This is a genomic window from Nocardioides sp. N13(2025) (assembly GCF_051912545.1).
Classification (GTDB): domain Bacteria; phylum Actinomycetota; class Actinomycetes; order Propionibacteriales; family Nocardioidaceae; genus Nocardioides.
On sequence record NZ_CP196809.1, the window covers coordinates 3,312,630 to 3,332,999 of the forward strand.

The 20,370-nt window shown below is 72.8% G+C and carries 21 protein-coding genes; 11 read left to right on the top strand and 10 right to left on the bottom strand.

Going from position 1 to position 20,370, the window contains the following annotated elements:
- Nucleotide 1: 1 nt before the first annotated feature.
- Entirely contained in the window at nucleotides 2-628 is a 627-nt protein-coding gene (locus tag ACS3YM_RS16080; RefSeq protein WP_439937438.1) for a DUF2461 domain-containing protein, read from the top strand.
- Between the two features lie 80 nt (nucleotides 629-708).
- Nucleotides 709-1,245 (top strand): hypothetical protein, encoded by a 537-nt coding sequence (locus tag ACS3YM_RS16085; protein WP_439937439.1) that lies wholly within the window; start codon nucleotides 709-711, stop codon nucleotides 1,243-1,245.
- A gap of 27 nt (nucleotides 1,246-1,272) precedes the next feature.
- Here ACS3YM_RS16085 and ACS3YM_RS16090 read toward each other — a convergent pair whose 3' ends face one another.
- Entirely contained in the window at nucleotides 1,273-1,731 is a 459-nt protein-coding gene (locus tag ACS3YM_RS16090; RefSeq protein WP_439937440.1) for an RrF2 family transcriptional regulator, read from the bottom strand.
- Between the two features lie 72 nt (nucleotides 1,732-1,803).
- Nucleotides 1,804-2,706: a sulfite exporter TauE/SafE family protein gene (locus ACS3YM_RS16095; protein ID WP_439937441.1), complete on the bottom strand. Its 903-nt coding sequence runs from the start codon at nucleotides 2,704-2,706 to the stop codon at nucleotides 1,804-1,806.
- A gap of 305 nt (nucleotides 2,707-3,011) precedes the next feature.
- On the opposite strand from ACS3YM_RS16095, the gene ACS3YM_RS16100 reads away from it, so the two are divergent.
- From ACS3YM_RS16100 to ACS3YM_RS16120, 5 genes are all read left to right on the top strand, one after another.
- Nucleotides 3,012-4,886: an acyl-CoA dehydrogenase gene (locus ACS3YM_RS16100; RefSeq protein ID WP_439937442.1), complete on the top strand. Its 1,875-nt coding sequence runs from the start codon at nucleotides 3,012-3,014 to the stop codon at nucleotides 4,884-4,886.
- A 203-nt stretch (nucleotides 4,887-5,089) separates the two neighbouring features.
- Entirely contained in the window at nucleotides 5,090-5,974 is an 885-nt protein-coding gene (locus ACS3YM_RS16105; protein ID WP_439937443.1) for an ABC transporter ATP-binding protein, read from the top strand.
- Nucleotides 5,971-6,756 carry an ABC transporter permease gene (locus tag ACS3YM_RS16110; protein ID WP_439937444.1) on the top strand — a complete coding sequence of 262 codons (786 nt, stop codon included), beginning with the start codon at nucleotides 5,971-5,973 and terminating at the stop codon, nucleotides 6,754-6,756. Before ACS3YM_RS16105 ends, ACS3YM_RS16110 begins: the two co-directional genes overlap by 4 nt.
- Nucleotides 6,693-7,805 carry a sensor histidine kinase gene (locus tag ACS3YM_RS16115; RefSeq protein WP_439937445.1) on the top strand — a complete coding sequence of 371 codons (1,113 nt, stop codon included), beginning with the start codon at nucleotides 6,693-6,695 and terminating at the stop codon, nucleotides 7,803-7,805. The genes ACS3YM_RS16110 and ACS3YM_RS16115 overlap by 64 nt, the downstream gene beginning before the upstream one ends.
- On the top strand, nucleotides 7,802-8,407 hold the full coding sequence (locus ACS3YM_RS16120) for a response regulator transcription factor (protein WP_439937446.1): 606 nt from the start codon (nucleotides 7,802-7,804) through the stop codon (nucleotides 8,405-8,407). The genes ACS3YM_RS16115 and ACS3YM_RS16120 overlap by 4 nt, the downstream gene beginning before the upstream one ends.
- On the opposite strand, the gene ACS3YM_RS16125 is transcribed toward ACS3YM_RS16120, so the two are convergent.
- Nucleotides 8,402-8,614 carry a DUF6458 family protein gene (locus ACS3YM_RS16125; protein ID WP_439937447.1) on the bottom strand — a complete coding sequence of 71 codons (213 nt, stop codon included), beginning with the start codon at nucleotides 8,612-8,614 and terminating at the stop codon, nucleotides 8,402-8,404. The genes ACS3YM_RS16120 and ACS3YM_RS16125 overlap by 6 nt on opposite strands.
- A 108-nt stretch (nucleotides 8,615-8,722) precedes the next feature.
- Here ACS3YM_RS16125 and ACS3YM_RS16130 point away from each other — a divergent pair, with 108 nt between their 5' ends.
- Nucleotides 8,723-9,538 carry a maleylpyruvate isomerase family mycothiol-dependent enzyme gene (locus ACS3YM_RS16130; protein WP_439937448.1) on the top strand — a complete coding sequence of 272 codons (816 nt, stop codon included), beginning with the start codon at nucleotides 8,723-8,725 and terminating at the stop codon, nucleotides 9,536-9,538.
- A complete protein-coding gene (locus ACS3YM_RS16135) occupies nucleotides 9,535-10,455 on the top strand; it encodes an oxidoreductase (RefSeq protein ID WP_439937449.1) in 921 nt (306 codons plus the stop codon). The genes ACS3YM_RS16130 and ACS3YM_RS16135 overlap by 4 nt, the downstream gene beginning before the upstream one ends.
- A 66-nt stretch (nucleotides 10,456-10,521) precedes the next feature.
- On the opposite strand, the gene ACS3YM_RS16140 is transcribed toward ACS3YM_RS16135, so the two are convergent.
- The 5 genes from ACS3YM_RS16140 to ACS3YM_RS16160 all read right to left on the bottom strand — a co-directional run bounded on the left by ACS3YM_RS16140 (nucleotide 10,522) and on the right by ACS3YM_RS16160 (nucleotide 15,248).
- Nucleotides 10,522-12,030: a hypothetical protein gene (locus ACS3YM_RS16140; protein WP_439937450.1), complete on the bottom strand. Its 1,509-nt coding sequence runs from the start codon at nucleotides 12,028-12,030 to the stop codon at nucleotides 10,522-10,524.
- Nucleotides 12,031-12,121: 91 nt separating this feature from the next.
- On the bottom strand, nucleotides 12,122-12,364 hold the full coding sequence (locus tag ACS3YM_RS16145) for a hypothetical protein (protein ID WP_439937451.1): 243 nt from the start codon (nucleotides 12,362-12,364) through the stop codon (nucleotides 12,122-12,124).
- A gap of 239 nt (nucleotides 12,365-12,603) precedes the next feature.
- Nucleotides 12,604-12,729 carry a hypothetical protein gene (locus ACS3YM_RS16150; protein WP_439937452.1) on the bottom strand — a complete coding sequence of 42 codons (126 nt, stop codon included), beginning with the start codon at nucleotides 12,727-12,729 and terminating at the stop codon, nucleotides 12,604-12,606.
- Between the two features lie 130 nt (nucleotides 12,730-12,859).
- The gene (locus tag ACS3YM_RS16155) at nucleotides 12,860-14,095 is read right to left on the bottom strand and encodes a fatty acid desaturase family protein (protein ID WP_439937453.1); all 1,236 of its coding nucleotides are present in this window, start codon (nucleotides 14,093-14,095) and stop codon (nucleotides 12,860-12,862) included.
- A 34-nt stretch (nucleotides 14,096-14,129) separates the two neighbouring features.
- On the bottom strand, nucleotides 14,130-15,248 hold the full coding sequence (locus tag ACS3YM_RS16160) for a ferredoxin reductase (RefSeq protein ID WP_439937454.1): 1,119 nt from the start codon (nucleotides 15,246-15,248) through the stop codon (nucleotides 14,130-14,132).
- 136 nt (nucleotides 15,249-15,384) lie between these two features.
- On the opposite strand from ACS3YM_RS16160, the gene ACS3YM_RS16165 reads away from it, so the two are divergent.
- The gene (locus tag ACS3YM_RS16165) at nucleotides 15,385-16,536 is read left to right on the top strand and encodes a helix-turn-helix domain-containing protein (protein WP_439937455.1); all 1,152 of its coding nucleotides are present in this window, start codon (nucleotides 15,385-15,387) and stop codon (nucleotides 16,534-16,536) included.
- 162 nt (nucleotides 16,537-16,698) lie between these two features.
- On the opposite strand, the gene ACS3YM_RS16170 is transcribed toward ACS3YM_RS16165, so the two are convergent.
- Nucleotides 16,699-18,258: an amidohydrolase gene (locus ACS3YM_RS16170; RefSeq protein ID WP_439937456.1), complete on the bottom strand. Its 1,560-nt coding sequence runs from the start codon at nucleotides 18,256-18,258 to the stop codon at nucleotides 16,699-16,701.
- 65 nt (nucleotides 18,259-18,323) lie between these two features.
- Here ACS3YM_RS16170 and ACS3YM_RS16175 point away from each other — a divergent pair, with 65 nt between their 5' ends.
- A complete protein-coding gene (locus ACS3YM_RS16175) occupies nucleotides 18,324-19,094 on the top strand; it encodes a hypothetical protein (RefSeq protein ID WP_439937457.1) in 771 nt (256 codons plus the stop codon).
- On the opposite strand, the gene ACS3YM_RS16180 is transcribed toward ACS3YM_RS16175, so the two are convergent.
- Complete coding sequence (locus tag ACS3YM_RS16180; RefSeq protein ID WP_439937458.1) at nucleotides 19,071-20,318, bottom strand: amidohydrolase family protein; 1,248 nt, start codon at nucleotides 20,316-20,318, stop codon at nucleotides 19,071-19,073. The two genes, ACS3YM_RS16175 and ACS3YM_RS16180, sit on opposite strands and share 24 nt — an antisense overlap.
- Between the last annotated feature and the right edge of the window lie 52 nt (nucleotides 20,319-20,370).

Consider the following 20,370-nt stretch of genomic DNA (forward strand, 5'->3'; position numbering starts at 1 on the left):
CGTGAGCTTCACCGGATTCCCCGTCGCCGCCCTGGACTTCTACGACGACCTGGAGATGGACAACTCCAAGTCCTTCTGGGAGAGCCACAAGCACGTCTGGAAGGAGTCGGTGGAGGCGCCGATGAAGGCGCTCACCGCGGCCCTCGAGCCGGAGTTCGGCCCGGCGAAGGTGTTCCGGCCCTACCGCGACGTGCGCTTCGCCAAGGACAAGACGCCCTACAAGACCCACCAGGGCGCGTTCGTCGCCGCCGGCCCCCGCACCGGGTGGTACGTCGAGATCTCCGCGCGCGGCACCCGGGTCGGCGCCGGCTTCTACGAGGCCGACGGCCCCACGCTGGCCGCGATCCGGGACGCGATGGCCGACGAGAAGACCGGCACGGCGCTCGACCGGCTGCTGAAGCGGCTCGAGAAGGCCGGTTTCGAGGTCGGCGGCGAGCAGCTCAAGACCTCGCCCCGCGGCTACGACGCCGACCACCCGCGCATCCACCTGCTGCGCCGCAAGCAGCTCTTCGTCGGTCGCTCGTACGGCTTCGAGGCCGACGCGATCGACGCCGGCCTGCTCGACCGGGTTCGCGAGGACTGGCAGGCGCTGCGGCCGCTCGTGACCTGGCTCCGCGCCGTCGACTGACCGGGACTGGACCCCGAAGCGTCGCGCGTGCGTCAGGCCGCGTTCACGAACGTGACGCCGGCCCGCAGGAGGCTGGCGCCATGGCCAAGAGACTGTTCCTCCTCCACATCGGCCCCGACCCCGTTGACCTCGCGTCGATGACCGAGGGCCTCGCCCTGGGCCGCGTCGCGCTGCCTGACGTCGCGGCGGAGACCCTCGCCCACGCCGGTCTCGAGCTCCGCCGCACCCACAAGGCCGCCGGGCTCCGGCGCAAGCAGGTCGAGGGCGCGTGGGCACGGGTGTGCCGCCGCGCGCACAAGTCCCGGGCGGACTGCTTCGTGAGCATCCCGGACTTCTTCGGCGCCACCCCGGAGCAGGCTGCCCTCGCGCTCGACGGCCTCGCGGGGTTCAAGGTGATCCTGGTGATCACGAGCGGCTTCACGGCGGAGCCCCCGGCGGCGTGGACGTCGCTGGTCAAGGACGCCCGCACCCACGTGCTGCCGTCCCACCTCTCCGGCGGGCAGCTCGCCGCTCAGGTCGCGCGGATCGCGCTCATGGAGGAGGAGGCGCGGCTCGACAAGCGGCTCGCGAAGGTCTCGACGCGCCGCAAGCAGGTCAACCGGAGGCTGGCCGCCTGAGCGTGCCGCGGCGGCCAGGCGGACCGGTCAGTGGGGCTGCCAGGCGTCGTCGTCCTCGGTGAGGGCGGCGACCCCCGCCGGCAGCCTGCCGTCGGCGAGGTCCTGGATGGTGACCTGCTCAAAGACCATCCGCAGCGAGCTGCGCGCCGCGATCCACACGTGCTGGAGCACCTGCGCCGACTCGTCGTACTCGACCGCCTCGGGACGCAGGCCGTAGACCGAGACCAGCGGCCCGTCGACCGCGCGGATCACGTCAGCGACGGTGACGGTGTCGGGCTTGCGGGCGAAGCGCCACCCGCCGGACTGGCCGCGCTGCGAGACCACCACATCGGCGCGACGGAGGTCGGCGAGGATGGCCTGCAGGAAGCCGTGCGGGATGCCCTGGGCCTTGCCGAGCTGCTCGGCGCTGACGGCGGTCCCGTCCGCGCGCACCGCGATCTCGATCAGCGCCCGCAGGGCATAGTCGGCTTTGGCGGAGACGCGCATATGCCCAGTTTGTCAGATATGTCGGCAAAGACAGTGGGGTTGGCCCCGTACGCCGCGGGCGAGCGCCGTCCGTCAGGCGGTCACGGCCTCCAGCTCGCGGTCGTCGGCCGCGGTGGCCCGGGCGACGCGCTCCTGCTTGACCGCCCAGACGATGGCGGAGATCCACAGGACGAAGATCGTCGCGGCGGCGACGGCAACGCCGACTCCCGGGACACCGACGGCCTCGAGGAGGGTCTTGGAGTTGGTGAGGATGATCAGGCCGCCGGCGGCGGTGCCCAGGACGCGGGCGGCGAGGTGCTTGACCAGCCAGGCCGCGATCGGCGCGGCGATCACGCCACCGGCGAGCAGCGCACCGGCGTACCCCCAGTTGATGCCGGCCGCGCCGAGGCCGATGAGGAAGCCGAGCGAGCCGCCGACGGCGACCACGAACTCCGAGGTGTCGATCGACCCGACGACCTTGCGGGGCTCGAGGCGACCGCTCGAGAGCAGCGAGGTGGTGCCGACGGGGCCCCAACCGCCGCCACCGACCGCGTCGAGCGTGCCGGCGACGAGGCCCATCGGGGCCAGGAACATCGCCGACGGGTGGCCCTTGAAGGTCGGGCGGGCTCCGCCGAGGCGCAGGAAGCGGTAGACGACGTAGAAGCCCAGCCCCAGCAGGATGACCGCGACGACGGGCTTGGCCACGGCGGCGTCGAGGTTCGACAGCAGGGTGGCGCCGAGGAAGGCGCCCACGAAGCCGGGCACGGCCAGGATCGAGACGGTGCGCCAGTCGACGTTGCCGAGTCTGTGGTGCGAGGCGCCGGAGACCAGCGACGTGCCGATCTCGGAGAAGTGCACGGCGGCCGAGGCGGCGGCCGGTGCGACGCCGGCGGCGAGCAGGAGGGTCGACGACGTCACGCCGTAGGCCATGCCCAGGGATCCGTCGATGAGCTGGGCGATGAGGCCCACGACGCCGAGGACGATGAGCTTGCGCATCCGCAGGCTCCTTTCAGGTCTGGGTCGGTTCCGGTCGCGGCGCGACCAAGGTCATGTGACTGTGGTTTGTCAGGTGAAAGACTAGACATACTTTGGGTGATAGACAAAACCAGCCCGGCCGTCGGCGCGTCCTGCCACCTCGCGGCCGCGCTCGCACCCACCCCTGTGAGCGGCGACATCCGAGGTTCGTGTTGCGCGACGGCTGATCGCGAGGCATGATTTTGTTACTGGCGAGTAGCAGCGCGCTCGACGAGCGTCACTCGCCCCGACTCCGCACCCACATGCGACATGGACAGGTGAAAGCCGTGAGCCACTACAAGACCAACCTCCGCGACATCGAGTTCAACCTCTTCGAGGTCCTCGGCCGCGACGACGTGCTCGGCACCGGACCCTTCGGCGAGATCGACGGCGAGAGCGCACGCGAGATCCTCCGCGAGGTGGAGCGCCTCTCCCGCGAGGACCTCGCCGCGTCCTACGAGGACAGCGACCGCAACCCGCCCGTCTTCGACCCGGCGACCCACACCGCCCCCGTGCCGGAGTCGTTCAAGAAGAGCTACCAGGCCTGGATGGACTCCGAGTTCTGGCGCCTGCAGGTCTTCGAGGACATGGGTGGCACCCCCGCCCCCTCGTCGCTGATCTGGGCGATCGGCGAGATGGTGCTCGGCGCCAACGCCCCCGTGTGGATGTACGCCGCGGGTCCCGCGTTCGCCAACGTCGTGCACCGCAACGGCAACGACCGCGACAAGGCCGTCGCCCAGCACATGGTCGACCGCCAGTGGGGCTGCACCATGGTCCTCACCGAGCCCGACGCCGGCTCCGACGTGGGCGCGGGCCGCGCGAAGGCCGTCCGCAACGAGGACGGCTCGTGGAACATCACGGGCGTCAAGCGCTTCATCACCAGCGCGACGCACGACATGAGCGAGAACATCATGCACCTGGTGCTCGCCCGCCCCGAGGGCGTCGAGGGCGCCGGCGGCCCCGGCACGAAGGGCCTCTCGCTCTTCTGGATGCCCGAGCACCACTTCGACCCCGAGACCGGCGAGCTGACCGGCGAGCGCAACGGCGTCTACGTCACCAACGTCGAGCACAAGATGGGCATCAAGGTCTCCAACACCTGCGAGGTCACCTTCGGCGACCCGCAGGTCGGTGGCGGCGAGCCGGCCAAGGGCTGGCTGCTCGGCGAGGTGCACGACGGCATCGCCCAGATGTTCCAGGTCATCGAGAACGCCCGCATGATGGTCGGCACCAAGGCCATCGCGACGCTCTCGACCGGTTACCTCAACGCCCTCGACTACGCCAAGGAGCGCATCCAGGGCGCCGACCTCACCCAGGCCGCGGACAAGACCGCCCCCCGCGTGACCATCACGCACCACCCGGACGTACGCCGCTCGCTGATGACGCAGAAGTCGTTCGCCGAGGCGATGCGCGCGCTGGTGCTCTACACCGCCACGTGGCAGGACCAGGTCATGGTCGCCGAGCACGCGGGGACCGCCGACTCCGACGAGGCGCGCCTCGCCGCGGCCGTCAACGACCTGCTGCTGCCCATCGTCAAGGGCTACGGCTCGGAGCGCTCGTGGGTGCTGCTGGGCACCGAGTCGCTGCAGACCTTCGGTGGGTCGGGCTTCCTCCAGGAGTACCCGATCGAGCAGTACGTCCGCGACGCGAAGATCGACACCCTCTACGAGGGCACGACGGCGATCCAGGGCCAGGACTTCTTCTTCCGCAAGATCGTCAAGGACCAGGGCCGCGCGCTGGGCCACCTGGCGAAGGAGATCGAGGGCTTCATCGCCGCCGAGGCCGGCAACGGCCGCCTCAAGACGGAGCGGGCCCTGCTCGCCACCGCGCTCGAGGACGCCAACGCCATCGTCGGGCACATGATCAACGACCTGATGTCCTCGCAGGAGGAGCTGCGCAACATCTACAAGGTCGGGCTCAACACCTCGCGCCTGCTGATGGTGCTCGGTGACGTCGTCTGCGGCTGGCTGCTGCTGCGCCAGGCCGACGTCGCCCTGACCAAGCTCGCGGGCGAGGTGTCGGCGAAGGACAAGGCGTTCTACGAGGGCAAGGTCGCCGCCGCACAGTTCTTCGCGCAGCACAACCTGCCGAAGATCACCGCCGAGCGCGCCATCGCCGAGGGCATCACCCTCGACCTGATGGACCTCGACGAGGCGTCCTTCTGATCCTTCTCGGTCAGCCCGCAGTCCCCTTGTAACGCCGGGTTCGTGCTTGTACCCACCCTGATGCATCCGGGTGGGTACAGCACCCGACCCGGCGTTACATGCGTTCGGGGTCGGCGGCAGGGGCCAGCTCGATGACAGCTGTCACGGCGAGGTCGTGACAACTCCACCCGGGACGCGGGGGCGTACGCCGACAGGCTGGTGCCATGACGCAGCCAGCAGCCGTGCCCGCGATCCGGGCCACCGGCCTCCACAAGTCCTTCCGAGCCGGCGACGGCACGGCCGTCGCCGCGGTCGACGACGTCGACCTGACCGTCCAGCCCGGCGAGATCGTCGCCTTCCTCGGCCCCAACGGCGCCGGCAAGACCACCACGGTCGACATGCTGCTCGGGCTCACCCGCCCGGACGCCGGCAGCCTCGAGGTCTACGGCCTGGAGCCCGATGTCGCCGTACGCCGGGGGCGGGTGTCGGCGGTCATGCAGACCGGCGGCCTGCTCAACGACTTCACCGTCGGGGAGACGGTGCGCGCGATCGCGGCCCTGCACGGCCGCCTCGACCGCGTCGAGGTCGTGCTGGAGCGGGCCCGGCTGACCGGGCTCGCCGGTCGCCGCGTGGAGGCGTGCTCGGGTGGTGAGCAGCAGCGCCTGAAGTTCGCGCTGGCGCTGGTGCCCGACCCCGACCTGGTGATCCTCGACGAGCCCACGACCGGCATGGACGTGGGCGCGCGCCAGGAGTTCTGGCACGCCATGCGCGCCGACGCCGCGCTGGGCCGCACGATCGTCTTCGCCACGCACTACCTCGCCGAGGCGGACGAGTTCGCCGAGCGCACGGTCCTGATGAACCACGGACGGATCGTCCACGACGCCCCCACCACGGACGTACGAGCGGCCTACGGCGGACGTACCCTCACCTTCCGGCCACCCGCCGAGGCGCTGGGGGCCGAGGGCATCGACGCCGCCTGGATGGCCCAGGTGCACCGGGCGCTCGCGCCGCTGGGTGTCACCGACGTCGAGGTCTCGGCCGCCAGCCTGGAGGCCGCCTTCCTGGCCCTCACCGCCGAGCAGCCCGCCCTGGCCGGAGCAGCCCGGTGAGCGCCACGGTGGGCACGACGGGCGCCAGGATCGCGCCGCGTCCGGCCATGGCGACGTACGCACTGCTCGACCTGCGCCGCCAGCTGCGTGACCGCTTCGGGATGTTCTTCGTCGTCGGCCTGCCGACCTTCATGTACCTCGTCTTCGGCCTCGGGTCCGACGACCCCGTCGGCAGCGGCAACGTCGCGATGTACGTCATGGTCTCGATGGCGGCCTACGGCGCGGTCAACGCGACCACCAGCGTCGCCGGCAGCGCGGCGACCGAGCAGGTCATGGGGTGGGGACGCCAGCTCGGTCTCACGCCGGTGCGACCGCTGGGCTTCGTCGTCGCCAAGGCCGCCGTGGCGATGGCCGTCGCGGCCGTGCCGGTGGCCCTGGTCTTCGCGCTCGGGGCGGTGACGGGCGCCCGCGGCGACTGGACGGACTGGACGCTCGCGGCCGCCATCGTCTGGCTGGGGTCCGCGCTGTTCGCGATCTACGGCCTCGCGGTCTGCCTCGTCCTCCGCGGCACCAACGCCCCGGGGATCGCGTCCGGGATGATCGTGGTGATGGCGTTCCTGGGCAACGTGTTCTCCCCGATCGACGGGCTGCTGCTCGACATCGGGCGGCTCACCCCCCTCTACGGCTACGCCGCCCTCGCCCGCTTCCCGCTGACCGACGGTCGGCTGCCCGTGGGCGGGCAGGACCCGCTGTGGCTGCCGGTCGCTAACGTGCTCGCGTGGACGGTGATCTTCTCCCTGCTGGCGGTGTGGGGCGTACGACGCAGCCGGGCGCGGACGTGACCGACCCCGTCGAGCCGCCGAGCAGCCCCTGGGTGAAGTGGGGCTGGGCCTTCGCGTCGATCTGGCTGGTCTTCCTCGTCTACCCGGTCATCGAGGCGGTGACGGCCGACGTGCCCGTCCCGGCCAAGGTCTTCGCCCTGGCCTGCATCGCGGGCTTCGCCGTGGTCAACGTGCTCGGCTACAGCTGGTGGGAGGACAAGGTCTGGCTGGCGCTGCTCCTCATGATGGCCCTCGCGCTCGCCGCCACACCGGTCATCGGGATGGACGCGATCGGGTTCACCCCCTACCTCGCCATGCTGTCGGCCCTCGGGCTGCCCGACCCGTGGTGGAAGTGGGCCACGGGGTTCTGGCTGCTGGTCCCGACGGTGTCGCTGCTCGACCTCGAGGGCTTCCCCCCGTTCTTCTTCCTGATGGTGTGGCCGGTGATGATCGGCGGTGCGATCCTCCGCGTCTTCAACGAGCGCGAGGTCGAGGCCGACCGGGCCCGCAACCACTTCGCCATGGTCGCCGAGCGCGAGCGGGTGGCCCGCGACGTGCACGACGTGCTCGGGCACTCGCTGACGGCGCTGTCGGTCAAGGCGGAGCTGGCCGCCCGCCTCGTCGACGTCGACCCGGCGCGTGCCAAGGAGGAGCTCGAGTCGATCCAGGCCACGGCCCGCCAGGCGCTGGCCGAGGTGCGGGCGACCGTGGGCGGCCTGCGTGCCGGCAACCTCGAGGCCGAGCTCGCGGCGGCGCCCCTGGTGCTCGCGGACGCCGGCATCGCCACGACCGTCCACGGTGCGGTCGCCGACACCGACCCGCGCCACCGGACGCTGCTCGCCTGGGTGCTGCGCGAGGCGGTCACCAACGTCGTACGCCACGCGCGGGCGGGCTCGGTCGTCATCGAGCTCGGGCCCCGCGGGATCTCCGTCACCGACGACGGTGCCGGCGTCTCCGGACCGGAGGGCAACGGCCTGCGCGGCATGCGCGAGCGCGTCGCCGGTGCCGGCGGCAGCCTGGACGTCACCGCGGCCGCTCCCGGCACCCGGGTCGAGGTGGCGCTGCCGTGATCAAGCTCCTGCTCGCCGACGACCAGGCCCTCGTGCGCGGCGCCCTGGCCGCGCTGCTCGACCTGGAGTCCGACCTCGAGGTCGTGGCCCAGGTCGGCCGCGGCGACGAGGTCGTCGACGCCGCCCGCGCCTCGGGGGCCGAGGTGTGCCTGCTCGACATCGAGATGCCCGGGCTCAACGGCATCGACGCCGCGGCGGCGCTCCGCCGCGAGCTGCCGGAGGTGCGGTCGCTGGTCGTGACGACCTTCGGTCGGCCCGGCTACGTGCGCCGGGCCATCGAGGCGGGGGCCTCCGGCTTCGTCGTCAAGGACACCCCCGCGCGCCAGCTCGCCGACGCCGTGCGCCGGGTGCACGCCGGCCTGCGGGTGATCGACCCGGACCTCGCCGCCGAGTCGCTGATCGACGGACCGAGCCCGCTGACCGGACGCGAGCGGGAGCTGCTGACGTACGCCCTCGACGGGTCACCGGTGGCCGCGATCGCCGCCCGCGTGCACCTGTCGGAGGGCACGGTGCGCAACCACCTGTCGTCCGCGATCGGCAAGACCGGCGCGACCACGCGCAGCGAGGCTGCGCGGATCGCGCAGGACCGCGGCTGGCTATAGCTCGCGGCGCTCCTCCACGTGGGTGGTCTTCGAGCGCTGGTTGTTCATGACCAGGCCCAGCACGAGCGCGAGGACACCGGCGATCACCAGGATCCAGCCGACCGTGGTCGGGTCGACGACCTCCTGGAGGGAGTCCGGGAACTCCTTGATCGCGAAGAGGAGGATCAGGCCGATGACGAGCAGCAGGATGCCGATTCCGATACCCATGGGGACTCCTTCGTGGTGCGCCAGCGGCCGGCTCGGGGTCCGACCGTCCTGTGCAGCGTAGGGCGGCGACCTGCCGATTCCGCGGACCCCACCCCCTACCCTCTCCCCATGACCGAGACCGACCGCCTCAGCTCACTCGTCTCCATCTGGTGGGAGGCGGTCGATTCCTTCACCCGCGTCCTGGAGCACGTCGGCGACGACGAGTGGTCGACCCCGACCGACCTGCCCGGCTGGGACGTGCGCGCCGTCGCAGCCCACACCGCGCACCTCGAGGCGCTCCTCGCGGGGCGCGAGCACGAGGACGTCGAGATCGGGGACGCGCCGCACGCGCGCGGCATGATGGGGCAGTTCACCGAGCAGGGCGTGGTGGCCCGCCGGGACGAGACGCCCGACGCGCTGATCACCGAGATCCGCGAGTCGACCACCGCCCGTCACACCCAGCTGCTGGCCGACCCTCCGTCGGACCCGGCCGCCCCGGCGCCGGGCGTCTTCGGTGCGATCGGCTGGACCACGGGCCTGCTGCTGCGCAACCGGCCTCTCGACGTGTGGATGCACGAGCAGGACGTCCGCCGCGCGCTCGACATGCCGGGCAACCTCGACTCGGCGCCCGCGCTCCACGCCGCCGACTACCTGATGGAGAGCCTGCCCTACGTCGTGGCCAAGCGCGCCCAGGCGCCGGCCGGCAGCGTCGTACGCCTCGAGGTGGCCGGCCACGAGCCCGTGACCGCGGTCGTGGGCGAGGACGGCCGCGGCCGCCCCGGCACGCGCGACGACGCCGAACCGACCGTCACGCTGGAGATGGACCGGGAGACCTTCGTCCTGCTCGCCGGCGGGCGCCGGGCGGCCGATCCGGGCGACGTACGGATCAGTGGCGACACCGCCCTGGGCGAGCGCGTGCTCGCCGCCATGGGCGTCACGCCGTGACCTGGTCGACCGACGACATCGGCGACCTCCGCGGCCGGACCGCCGTGGTCACGGGACCGACGGTGGGCGGGATCGGGTTCCACACTGCGCTCGAGCTGGCCCGGCACGGCGCCCGGGTCGCGCTCGCGGGGCGTACGCCGGCGAAGCTCGACGCGGCCGCCGAGGCGATCACCGCCCAGGTGCCGTACGCAGCGCTGGAGTCCCTGGTCGTCGACCTCTCCGACCTGTCGTCCGTCCGCGCCGCCGCCGAGGCGGCCGGGGCGCTGGGTCCGCTCCACCTGCTGGTCAACAACGCCGGCATCATGGCGACGCCGTTCCGCCGCACGGTCGACGGGCTCGAGTCGCAGATGGCGACCAACCACTTCGGGCCGTTCCTGCTCACCGGCCTGCTCCTCGACCAGCTCGTCGCCTCCGGCGCGGGCCGCGTGGTCACGCTGTCGTCGCAGGCGCACCGCCTGGCCCGGTCCGCGCCCTTGGGCGACCCGCGCGCTCGGAGGCGCTACAGCCGCTGGCGGGTCTACGGCCAGACCAAGCTGGCCAACCTGCTCTTCACCTTCGAGCTCGACCGGCGACTGCGGCGTGCCGGGCTGCCGGTGCTCTCCCTGGCGGCCCACCCCGGACTGGCGGGCACCCACCTCGCCGTCAACGGCCAGCTCGGCGGCACCGAGGGGCGCCGGGCGGCGATCCTCGACGCCGCGATGAAGGCGATCGCGCAGTCCGCGGCGGCCGGCGCGTGGCCCGGGCTCATGGCCGCGACCGCCGACCTGCCGGGAGGGACGTACGTCGGCCCCGGGGGCCCGGGCCAGGCCAGCGGGCGGCCACGGGTCGTCGGCACCGCGCCGCTCGCGCGCGACGAGATGGCCCAGCGGCGGCTCTGGGAGACCAGCGAGGCGACGGTCGGCCTGTCCTGGCCCTGACCCTCGATATCTGGGGACGTCATGGACGTCGACCACCCCTGATCGCGTCCACCACGTCCTCAGGTGTCAGGAGCGGTCGGTCACCCGCACCAGCCCGGCGAGCGTGCCGAGCCAGGCCGACCCGTCGGGACCGATCGTGATCTCCGAGTGGTCGCTGCCCGCGAGGAGGCCGGTGCCGGTGCGCACGCTCCACCAGCTGCGGCCGCTGTCGGTGTCGAGGGCGGTGAGGTACCACGCGCTGACCCCGCTGAGGGCCGGGCGCTTGGTCCACGCGTAGACGAGGCCGTTGGGCCAGCTCGGTGTGACGCCCGAGCTGGGCGAGACCGCATCGCTGGTCCAGCGCTCGACGCACGCGCCGTCGACGAGGTCGACCCTGGCGATCCCCGGACTGCTGGTGAAGCCGAGCATCGTGCTGCGCGGGGAGGAGTAGTCGTGGTTGTTGGTCACCACCACACCGCCGCCGAGTGGTGCGAGGGGACTCTCGCTCGCACCCTCACCCTTCTCGAAGACGGGCTGCCGGCAGATCGCCCGCCCGCCGTCGCGGGCCACGAAGAGCACGCCGAGGCGAGAGTCCACGGTGTCGGTGATGGCCACGGCTCCCCCGTCGACCAGGACGGGGGCCGAGCCGCTGGTGCCGTCGTACGCCGTGCGCCAGGCGACCGTCGGCATCCCGTCCGGGCCGGCACTGAGGCGCTGGAGCGACTCGTCGGTGACGACGTAGACGGCACCGCCCTCGTCCGTGGTCAGCCCGCGGCGTACGTCCTCACCGAGGTCGATGACCCGGACCTCGCCGGTGTCGTGGGCGATCGTGCCGACCAGTCCCTGTCGGGAGGCCCACCAGGTCCGGCCCGCCCAGTCGGGTGCCAGCGCGACCAGGCAGTCGCCGTAGGGGACGTAGGGCCTGAGGTCCCACGTGGTGTCGGTCGCCAGCTCAGGCTCGCCCTGGGCCGAGGCCGTGCGCACCGCCTGCACCCGGCGGTCCGTGGTCGCCACCACCGCGCGGTCGGCGCTGTCGAGGTAGAGGGCGTCGCCCGCGCACGCGTCGTCCCCGGAGCCGGCCGGCAGGTCGTGGCTCGCGGTCGGGCGGAGGGTGTCGGGGTCGACGAGCCGCAGGCTCGGTCCCGACCGGTCGGCGCAGAGGGCGACGAGCACCTCGGTCGAGGTGAGCTCGAGCCGACTGCAGTGCTGCAGGCCGAACCAGGACGTCTCCACCTCGGGCTGCAGTCCGAGCGGTCCCGGTCGGGCCACGGCCGCGCCGGCGCTGCGGTGCGGGTTCTGCGGGACCTCTGCGGCCACGACGGCGTGCGGCAACGCCGGGCGCCCGACGTACGCCGGTCCGGCCCACGCGCCCGGCGCGGGCGGGATGGGCAGCCGGCCGTCGGGGACGACCACGACCACCGCCACCAGGACAGCGACCGCGCCGGTCGACCAGGCGACGACGCGGCGGCTGACGCGGGCCTGGTCCTGCACCCACCAGCGGATGCGCGGCACGCACAGGGCTGCGGCGGCGACGACCAGGACGGCCGGGCCCCAGGCCACCCACAGGAGCACGAGCGCAGCGACCAGCCAGACCACCGGGTGACTCTAGGTGAGGCAGGCGGCCCAGCCGGGGAGGCGCAGCCGCACCGGTGCTGGTGCGTGCGTCACACGGGCTCGTCAGGCAGCCTCAGTCGGTGACGGCGCGGGGCAGCGGAGCGGTCAGCGTCAGGTCGGCGAAGACCCCGTGCCCTCCACCGCTGCGCAGGAAGATCCGCGAGCGTCGCGGCACGGGCACCAGTGTCAGCGGTGCGTCGTCGACCGGGATCGCCTCGGGCTCCGGTTCGCGACGCACGAGCGCCCCCGTGAAGTGCTCGAGCTCCTTGAGCCGACCTGTGAGATCCGAGACCTGGGCGTTGCGCTCGTTCTTCATCGGCGGACTCCTCCTGTCCCCACCTGGTGGATCCCCCACGGACCACCTGAGGAAGAGGCTAGGAGCGCTCAACCGAGGCCGAGAGCCACTACGAGAAGCCTTCGGGAAGTCTTCGGAAGACGGTCCAGACCAGCGGTTCCTCTTCGGCAGAACAGGGGTCAGGCCTTGACCCTCGACACCCGCTCCACGCGCAGCGAAGCCGCCTCCGCGGGCGCGGAGGCGGCTTCGTGTCGTGCGGGTCAGGCCGCTGGCGGCCGGGCTGCCGAGCCGGTCTCGATCGAGCTGCGCGGCCGCGGCAGCATCGGCGGTGTCACCTCAGCGCGGGCGTCGTACGTCGTCTCCCCCACGGAACCGATGCGGATCATCGGGCCGCTCCCTTCGTCGTGCCGGTCGTGCTCGTGCTCATCCCTGCCCCCCAGTCCCCGTTTCCCCTCAAGGATGCGCCCGAGTCCGCGCTGATACATCCGTAGATCTACAGATGTCCAGACCAGCGGGTCAGGCAGCGGCCGCGCGGGCCTCGCTCTCGAGCTTGCGGCCCAGGAGGCGGCGCGTTCGCCGGTCGCCCGTGGCCATCTTGTAGAGGACGGCGAGCTGCTGCGGGGCGTTCTTGGGCGTGGTGGTGGCGAGCCAGCCGTTGGGAAGGGAGAGCCTGAAGACCTTGTGCCAGGCGGAGTAGACCTGCTGCGGCATCGGGCGAGCGCAGTAGGCGAGGTCGTACTTCTCGAAGAGGGCCTGCACCTTGGGCGCGATCTCGCCGTAGCGGTTGGACGGCAGGTCGGGGAACAGGTGGTGCTCGATCTGGTGCGAGAGGTTGCCGGTCATCAGGTGGAGGAGCTTCGACCCGGAGATGTTGGCGCTGCCGAGCATCTGCCGGACGTACCACTCGCCCTTGGTCTCGCCGTCGATCGAGCGCTTCTCGAAGGTCTCGACGCCCTCGGGGAAGTGCCCGCAGAGGATGACGGAGTTGGACCACAGGTTGCGCACGATGTTGGCGGTGAAGTTGGCCGCCAGCGTCGGGAGGAAGGAGCCGGTCGGGATCGACAGCGCCGGGTGGACGACGTAGTCCTTGGTGGCCTGCTTGCGGATCTTGCCGAGGACGGCCTTGGCCCGGCGGCGGAACTCGGGGTCCTTGGTCTGCTTCTTCTTGATGACCGCGCCGAGCTCGAGGTCGTAGGCGGCGATGCCGTACTCGAAGAAGACCGCGTTGATGAAGCAGAAGAGCGGCTGGGCGAGGGAGGCCGGGGTCCAGGTCTGGTCCTCGTCGACGCGCATGATGCCGTAGCCGAGGTCGTTGTCCTTGCCGATGACGTTGGTGTAGGTGTGGTGCAGCTCGTTGTGGCTGTGCTTCCACTGCTCGGCGGGCGAGGCCATGTCCCACTCCCACGTGCTGGAGTGGATCTTGCTGTCGCGCATCCAGTCCCACTGGCCGTGGAGGATGTTGTGGCCGATCTCCATGTTGTCGAGGATCTTGGAGACGCTCAGGCCGAGGGTGCCGAGGACCCAGGCCGGCGGGAAGGCGCTGAAGAGCAGCACCGCGCGCGAGCCGAGCTCGATCTTGCGCTGGGTGTCGATGACACGCCGGATGTACGCCGCGTCGCTCGCGCCGCGCGAGTCGAGGACGTCCTGGCGGATGGCGTCGAGCTCGATGCCGATCTGCTCGATGTCGGCCTCGGTGAGGTGCGCGATCGGGTTGGTCTGGCCGAGGACGGCCTTCTTCTGGACAGTGGTCATGTCGATCTCCTGGGGGTGTCGGGGGAGGTCGGGCTCAGTGGTCGATGTGGCAGGGGCCGGCGGCGGCGTTGATGCAGGTCTGCACCTTCACGTCGCCGCTCTCGCCGGGGACGGCGGTGGTGATGGCGCCGTTGCGCAGGTCGCGGACGCTGCCCTCGCGCAGCGGGACGACGCAGCCCATGCAGATGCCCATGCGGCAGCCGCTCGGCATCAACATGCCGGCCTCCTCGGCCGCGTCGAGGATCGGCGTGGCGCCGTCGAGGTCGAGGGTCGTGCCGGAGGTGAAGCTGACCGTGCCGCCGTCGCCGGGCTCGACGCGCGCGGTGCGGAACTGCTCGGTGGTGAGGGTGATGCCGGCGGCCTCGTGGTGGGCGGCGAGGGCGTCGAGCAGGCCGGCGGGGCCGCACGCGAGCGTCGTACGCTCGGCGAGGTCGGGCACGAGGTGGGCCAGGTCGGCGACGTCGAGCACGCCGTGCTGGTCGTCGTACCTCGCGACGAGGCGGATCGCGCCGGCGGCGTCGAGGGCCTCGAGGTCGCGGATGAAGATCGAGTCGGGGTGACTGGGGGCCACGTGCACGACCACGATGTCGTGGTCGGCGCTGCGGGCCGGGCGCAGCACGCCGTCGTCGGTGCTCGGGAAGAGGTTGCGCAGCATGCCGATCACCGGCGTGATGCCCGAGCCGGCGGTCACCATGAGGAACTTGCCGCCCTCGGGCGGGAGCACGAACTCGCCGGCCGCCTGCTCGAGGTGGACCAGGGTGCCCGGCTCGGCGCGGTGCACGAGGTGGTTGCTGACCAAGCCGTCGGGGACGGCCTTGACGGTGATCGAGATGCGGCCGTCGCGGCGCGGGCCGTGGGTGAGCGAGTAGGCGCGCCACTGGCGTACGCCGTCGACGTCGATGCCGATGCGGAGGTACTGGCCGGGCACGTGGCCGGCCCAGTCGGCGCCGGGGCGGATCACGATCGTGGCCGCGTCGGCGGTCTCGGGGTGGACCGACTCGATGCGACCGCGCAGGTCGGCGCCCGAGCGCAGCGGGGCGAAGAGGTCCATGAAGTCGGCCGGGAGGTAGGGCGTGGTGGCCGCCTCGGCCACGCGGACCAGGTGGTCACGGACGCGGGTGCCGCGCACCGGCGGCTCGAGAGTCGTGCTCATGGGAACAAATGTCCCGGAACCTGCCCGCTCGTACCTGCCCCTGCCACGTGAATCGGCGCTAGACTCTTGTTCGCTGCGAACAAAAGTCACCCCAGGAGTCCCCATGACCACCCGACCTGTGCGCGCGACCACACAAATGCAGACCGTGGTCGGTCTCGACCCGCAGGTGGCCGAGGCCCTGCGCTCCCGGCTCGCCGAGGTCGCCGACCGGGTCGTGCTCACCATCATCGACGAGGTGCCCAGCTATGCGGGGGCGTTCAGCGGACGGATGGGCGAGGTGATCCGCAACGCCGTCCAGCTGGCCCTCGGCGGCTTCCTCACCCTGGCCACCCGGCAGGACGGCAACGCCCCGCCCAAGGCGCCCGCGATCGAGGGCGCCTACCAGCTCGGGCGCGGCGAGGCCCGCAGCGGCCGGACCGTCGAGGCCCTGCTGGCCGCCTACCGCGTCGGGGCGCGGACCTCGTGGCGCGACATGGCCGACGCCGCGGTCGACGCCGGGATCGACGCCGAGCAGCTGGCGCGCTTCGCCGAGCTGGTCTTCGCCTACATCGACGAACTGTCGGCGGCCTCCGTCGCCGGGCACACCGACGAGCTGGAGAGCAGCGGCCGCGTCCGGCAGCGCAACCTCGAGCGCCTGGCCCGCGCGCTGCTGACCGGGGCGCCCGCCGACGCGGTCAACGCCGCGGCCGAGCGCGCCGACTGGGAGCCGCCGGGCGCGCTCACCGCGGTGGTGCTGCCGGAGTCGCAGGTCTCCCACGCGCTGACCGCGCTGGACGCCAGGGCGCTCCAGCCCACCGACGACGTGCCGGGGCTGCCCGAGGGCCACGCGTCGTTGCTCGTGCCGAGCACCGGATCGGCCAGCGCGCGGCGTACGTTGCTGCGCGCCCTGCGCGGCACCGACGCCGTCGTCGGCCCCAGCACTCCGTGGCTCGAGGTGTCGGCGTCGCACCGGCGGGCGCTGCGGTGCGCGGCCCTCGGGATCGAGGGGCTCGTGGACTCCGACGACCACCTCGCCGCCCTCGTCCTCGCCGCCGACGCCGACGCGCGCGCCGACCTGCGCGCCCGGGTGCTCGCACCGCTCGCCGACCTGCGCCCCTCGACCGCGGAGAAGCTCACCGACACGCTGCGCAGCTGGCTGCTCCACCACGGGCGCCGCGACGCGGTCGCCGAGGAGCTCTTCGTCCACGCCCAGACCGTCCGCTACCGCGTCGGCCAGCTCCGCGAAATCTACGGCGACCGGCTCGAGGACCCCGCCTTCGTCCTCGACGCGACGCTCGCGCTGGCGTGAGTCGCGGTCCGAGGGCGCACTCGAGCGGACATATGGCCGCTCGACATCCGCCATGCGGCGTTCCCAGCGGCCATATGTGGGTTCTAGTCACCATTTCTTGACTCGAGTGCCCATGTGGCCGCTCGAGTGGACACAGGTCCGCTCGAGCGCACCCCGGGCGGCTCAGGGGCGGGAGTACGCCGTCTCGCCGGCGACCCAGGTCACGACGACGTGGTCGGCGAAGGCCCGGAGGGCGTCGGCGTGCTCGCGGCCGGAGTCGCCCGCGAGCGGGTCGGCGTCGAGCAGCACCAGGTCGGCGGGGTGGCCGACGGCGACGGTGCCCCAGCCGTCGGTCGAGGCGGCGATCGCCTCGCGGGCGGTGATCGACTGCTCGGGGTGCCAGGGCTCCCGGTCGTCGCCGGAGCGGTGGACGGCCGCGGCGATGGCCAGCCAGGGGTCGAGGGGCGACACCGGCGCGTCCGAGCCGAGCACCACGTCGACCCCGTCGTCGAGCATCCAGCGCAGCGGGAAGCAGCGCTCGGCCCGCCCGGGCCAGAGCCGCTCGGTGACGTCGCGGTCGTCGATCAGGTGGGCCGGCTGCACGCTCGCCCGGACGCCGAGCGCGGCCATGCGGCGTACGTCGTCACGCGTCGTGAGCTGCACGTGCTCGATGCCGCCGTGCGCGCCGGTCTCCTCGAAGGCGGCGAGCGCCTCGGCGACGGCGCGGTCGCCGATGGCGTGCACCGCGACGTCGAGCCCGCCCGCCACCGCGCGGGCGAGCAGCGCGCGAAGCTCGGCGGGGGTCTGGTTGGGCTGGCCCTCCTCGGCGCCGGGCACGGCCTTCTCGGCGTAGGGCTCGCAGCACCAGGCGGTGCGGGTGTTGAGCGAACCGTCGCTGATGATCTTCAGCGGCCCCATCGTCAGCCGTGGGTCGCCGGCGAGCGGGTCGCCGGACCGGAGCCCCCGCGCGAGCACGTCGTCGAGGCCGTCGGCGTAGCAGGCGTGCCGGATCCTGATGAGGTCGGCGCCGTCGGCCCACCGGGCGGCCCAGTCGGCGACGCCGCCGCTGAACTCGAGGTCCACCAGCCCGACCACGCCCTGGGCGGCCGCGGCCTCCATCGAGCGGCGGTAGGCCTCGGGGCCGGTGCCGTCGGTCCCGAGCACGGTGGCGAGGCGCCCGTAGGCCATGAACCACTCGGCCTCGCTGACCACGCTGTCGCGCGTCGGCAGCGCGAGCATGTGGAGGGCGGTCGTGTTGAGCCAGCCGTGGTGGCCGTCGCCCGCGATGAGCACGATCGGCTGGTCGGTGTCGATGGCGTCGAGGTCGGTGACCGAGGGGTTGTCGGGCCAGGCCGTCGGCCGGTGCCCCCACCCGATGACCGGCAGGTCGGGCAACTCCGCCAGCCGCTCGCGCACCAGGGCGACCGCCTCCGCGCTGGACCTCGCCGGCCCGAGGTCGAGCCGCGCCGAGGCGAGCGTCCACTGGCCGAGGTGGACGTGCTGGTCCCAGAGGCCCGGCATCAGCCAGCGTCCGCCCGCGTCGTACGACGTCTCGTCCCCGGCCGCCAGCGAGGGACCGACCTCGACGACCCGGCCGTCCGCGACGCGCACGTCGACGGGTCCCTCGACGGCCTCGGTGACGGCGACCGGACGGGCGTTGCGGATGAGCATGGCGCCACGGTAGGACGTGCGCCGGCGGGGCTGCGACGGCGGGGGCGGGACCGAGTCATGCCATTCGTCCACGCGGTGGCATCCTCGGGTGCTTGACTGCGCCCGCGCGGCCACGGGGGTCGCACGCTGGGGGGCCTGTGCGCAAGCTGCTGAGTGGGATCATCGCCCTGCTGGGGGTGGTGGCGGCCACCGTGGTGCTGTCACCCGCCGCGGCATTCGCGGCGTTCGGGTCGACGGCGACGGCTGCCGATGCTCCCGATCCCGATCCCGCGACCGGGTGCCTGCGTCATCCCGTCCAGTACGCCGTCGAGCTCCCCGAAGGCACGATCTCCTGGCACCTGGACATCCGCGTCTACCGGTCCGGGCGGCTCGATGACACGGTGACACCCAACCGCTTCGCGGGCGCTCCTGCCGTCGGCACGGTGTACCTCGACATCTGCGCCACGGATGACCCGGAAGGGACGTGGACGCTCCAGCCCGTCGTGACCAGCTGGACCGGCTCCGACGGGGTGACGCACGAGACCGAGATCCCCGGCACACCGTCGACGTTCGAGGTGGGCCGGATCATCCCGCTCGCGTGCCCGTCGTGCGAGGTCTCCTCCCGCGTCACGCTGCGCTTCGTCAAGCTGTCCGGGCGGTGGCGGGCCAAGGTCGCCCTGGTCAACCGCTACGACGGCGACGAGGTGCGGATCTGGGAGGCCAAGCTCTACGTCGACAGGCGGACGAGGTCCGGGACGCGTCGGGTCGCGATGCTGCTCACCGACCGCAACGGTCGCGCCGTGCTGACCCGGGGCGTACGACCCGGGCGCGTCTACCAGGCGTACTACGGCGGCGGCTGGATCCAGTGGGACGACGACCACCGCCTCAGCGTGCCGAAGGCCCGCTCACCCTGGGTGCGAGCGGGCTGACACCACCGCGACGCCGCCCAGCCACACCGCGGACGGGCGGGCCAGCGCCGTGACGTCCGTGGACAGGTCACCGTCGACGACCAGCAGGTCGGCGAGGTGCCCGGCCTCGAGCCGGCCGGCCTCCACCCCGCAGTCGTCGGCGGCCGCCGACGTCGCGGTCGCGACGGCCTCGTCGACGGGCCAGCCGCCCCGGACCAGCTCGGCCACCGACTTCCACAACAGTCCGTGCGGCTTCGCGGGGTTCGCCCCCGCGTCCAGCCCGGAGACGACCCGGATGCCGTGCTCGCGCAGACGGAGGGTGTTGCGGGCGGCGCGCGCGAAGTGCTCGTCACGGTCGGTGATGCCGAGGCGGGCCAACATCTCCAGGATGTGCGGCGGCATGTCGGACACGGGCGGGAAGCGGGAGGGGTCGTTGCCGAGGGTCGGGTCGACCGTCATCCCGGCCGCAGCGACACGCTCCAGCAGCTCGGTCGGAGCCGCGGCGCCGCCCTGGGCCAGGCAGGTGAAGTGCTCCAGCCCGTCGGCCCCGGCGGCGACGGCCACCTCGGCGCCGGGGACGGAGTGGGTGTGGGCGACGATCCGCAAACCGGCGGCGTGCACGAGGTCGACGAGACGACGCAGGGGCGCCAGCTCGAACTGTGCCCCCAGCTGGTCGCTGCCCGGTGTCAGGAAGCCCCCGCTGGCCATCACCTTCACGACGTCCACCCCGCGCTCGACCCGCTCGGCGACCGCCCGCTCGAGGCTGCCGGGCTCGTCCGGGTCGACGACGCCTCCGAGGTAGTGGCAGTGCCCGGCCGGGATGGTGAGCGGCGGGCCGGCGGCGACGACGCGCGGCAGGCCCTCCCCCTCACGTCCCCGGTGCCCGAGCACGTGGAAGTCCACGTCGCCGAGGTCGCGGACCGTCGTCACGCCGGCCGCGACCTGGGCCCGCAGGTTGGTGGTGATCCCGTCGTCGAGCGCGGAGGCGCCCGCCGCGCCGGCCCACTCCAGGCTCCCGGGCGAGCCGGGGAAGGTGCCGGCCGCGACGAGGTGGACGTGGCAGTCGACGAGCCCCGGCAGCAGCGTGCCGTCCACCTCGGTGAGGGGCACGTCGGGCGGGAGCACGCACATGCCCGGCTCGACACCGACGATGCGGTCGGCCTCCACCACCACGGTGAGCCCGCCCCGCACGAACCCCCGGCCGTCGAAGGCCCGGTCCGCACGGATGGCCCACCGGGTGCTCATCGCCCGATGCTCTCCCGGGACCGCCGGCCCCGCACCCGCCCGCGGCGGGTGG

Coding starts and splice junctions, on each gene's coding strand:
- ACS3YM_RS16085 (WP_439937439.1), top strand. CDS start 709: ATGGCCAAGAGACTGTTCCTCCTCCACATCGGCCCCGACCCCGTTGAC.
- ACS3YM_RS16105 (WP_439937443.1), top strand. CDS start 5,090: ATGACGCAGCCAGCAGCCGTGCCCGCGATCCGGGCCACCGGCCTCCAC.
- ACS3YM_RS16165 (WP_439937455.1), top strand. CDS start 15,385: ATGCAGACCGTGGTCGGTCTCGACCCGCAGGTGGCCGAGGCCCTGCGC.
- ACS3YM_RS16155 (WP_439937453.1), bottom strand. CDS start 14,095: ATGACCACTGTCCAGAAGAAGGCCGTCCTCGGCCAGACCAACCCGATC.
- ACS3YM_RS16145 (WP_439937451.1), bottom strand. CDS start 12,364: ATGAAGAACGAGCGCAACGCCCAGGTCTCGGATCTCACAGGTCGGCTC.
- ACS3YM_RS16150 (WP_439937452.1), bottom strand. CDS start 12,729: ATGATCCGCATCGGTTCCGTGGGGGAGACGACGTACGACGCCCGCGCT.
- ACS3YM_RS16160 (WP_439937454.1), bottom strand. CDS start 15,248: ATGAGCACGACTCTCGAGCCGCCGGTGCGCGGCACCCGCGTCCGTGAC.
- ACS3YM_RS16095 (WP_439937441.1), bottom strand. CDS start 2,706: ATGCGCAAGCTCATCGTCCTCGGCGTCGTGGGCCTCATCGCCCAGCTC.
- ACS3YM_RS16125 (WP_439937447.1), bottom strand. CDS start 8,614: ATGGGTATCGGAATCGGCATCCTGCTGCTCGTCATCGGCCTGATCCTC.
- ACS3YM_RS16180 (WP_439937458.1), bottom strand. CDS start 20,318: ATGAGCACCCGGTGGGCCATCCGTGCGGACCGGGCCTTCGACGGCCGG.
- ACS3YM_RS16130 (WP_439937448.1), top strand. CDS start 8,723: ATGACCGAGACCGACCGCCTCAGCTCACTCGTCTCCATCTGGTGGGAG.
- ACS3YM_RS16090 (WP_439937440.1), bottom strand. CDS start 1,731: ATGCGCGTCTCCGCCAAAGCCGACTATGCCCTGCGGGCGCTGATCGAG.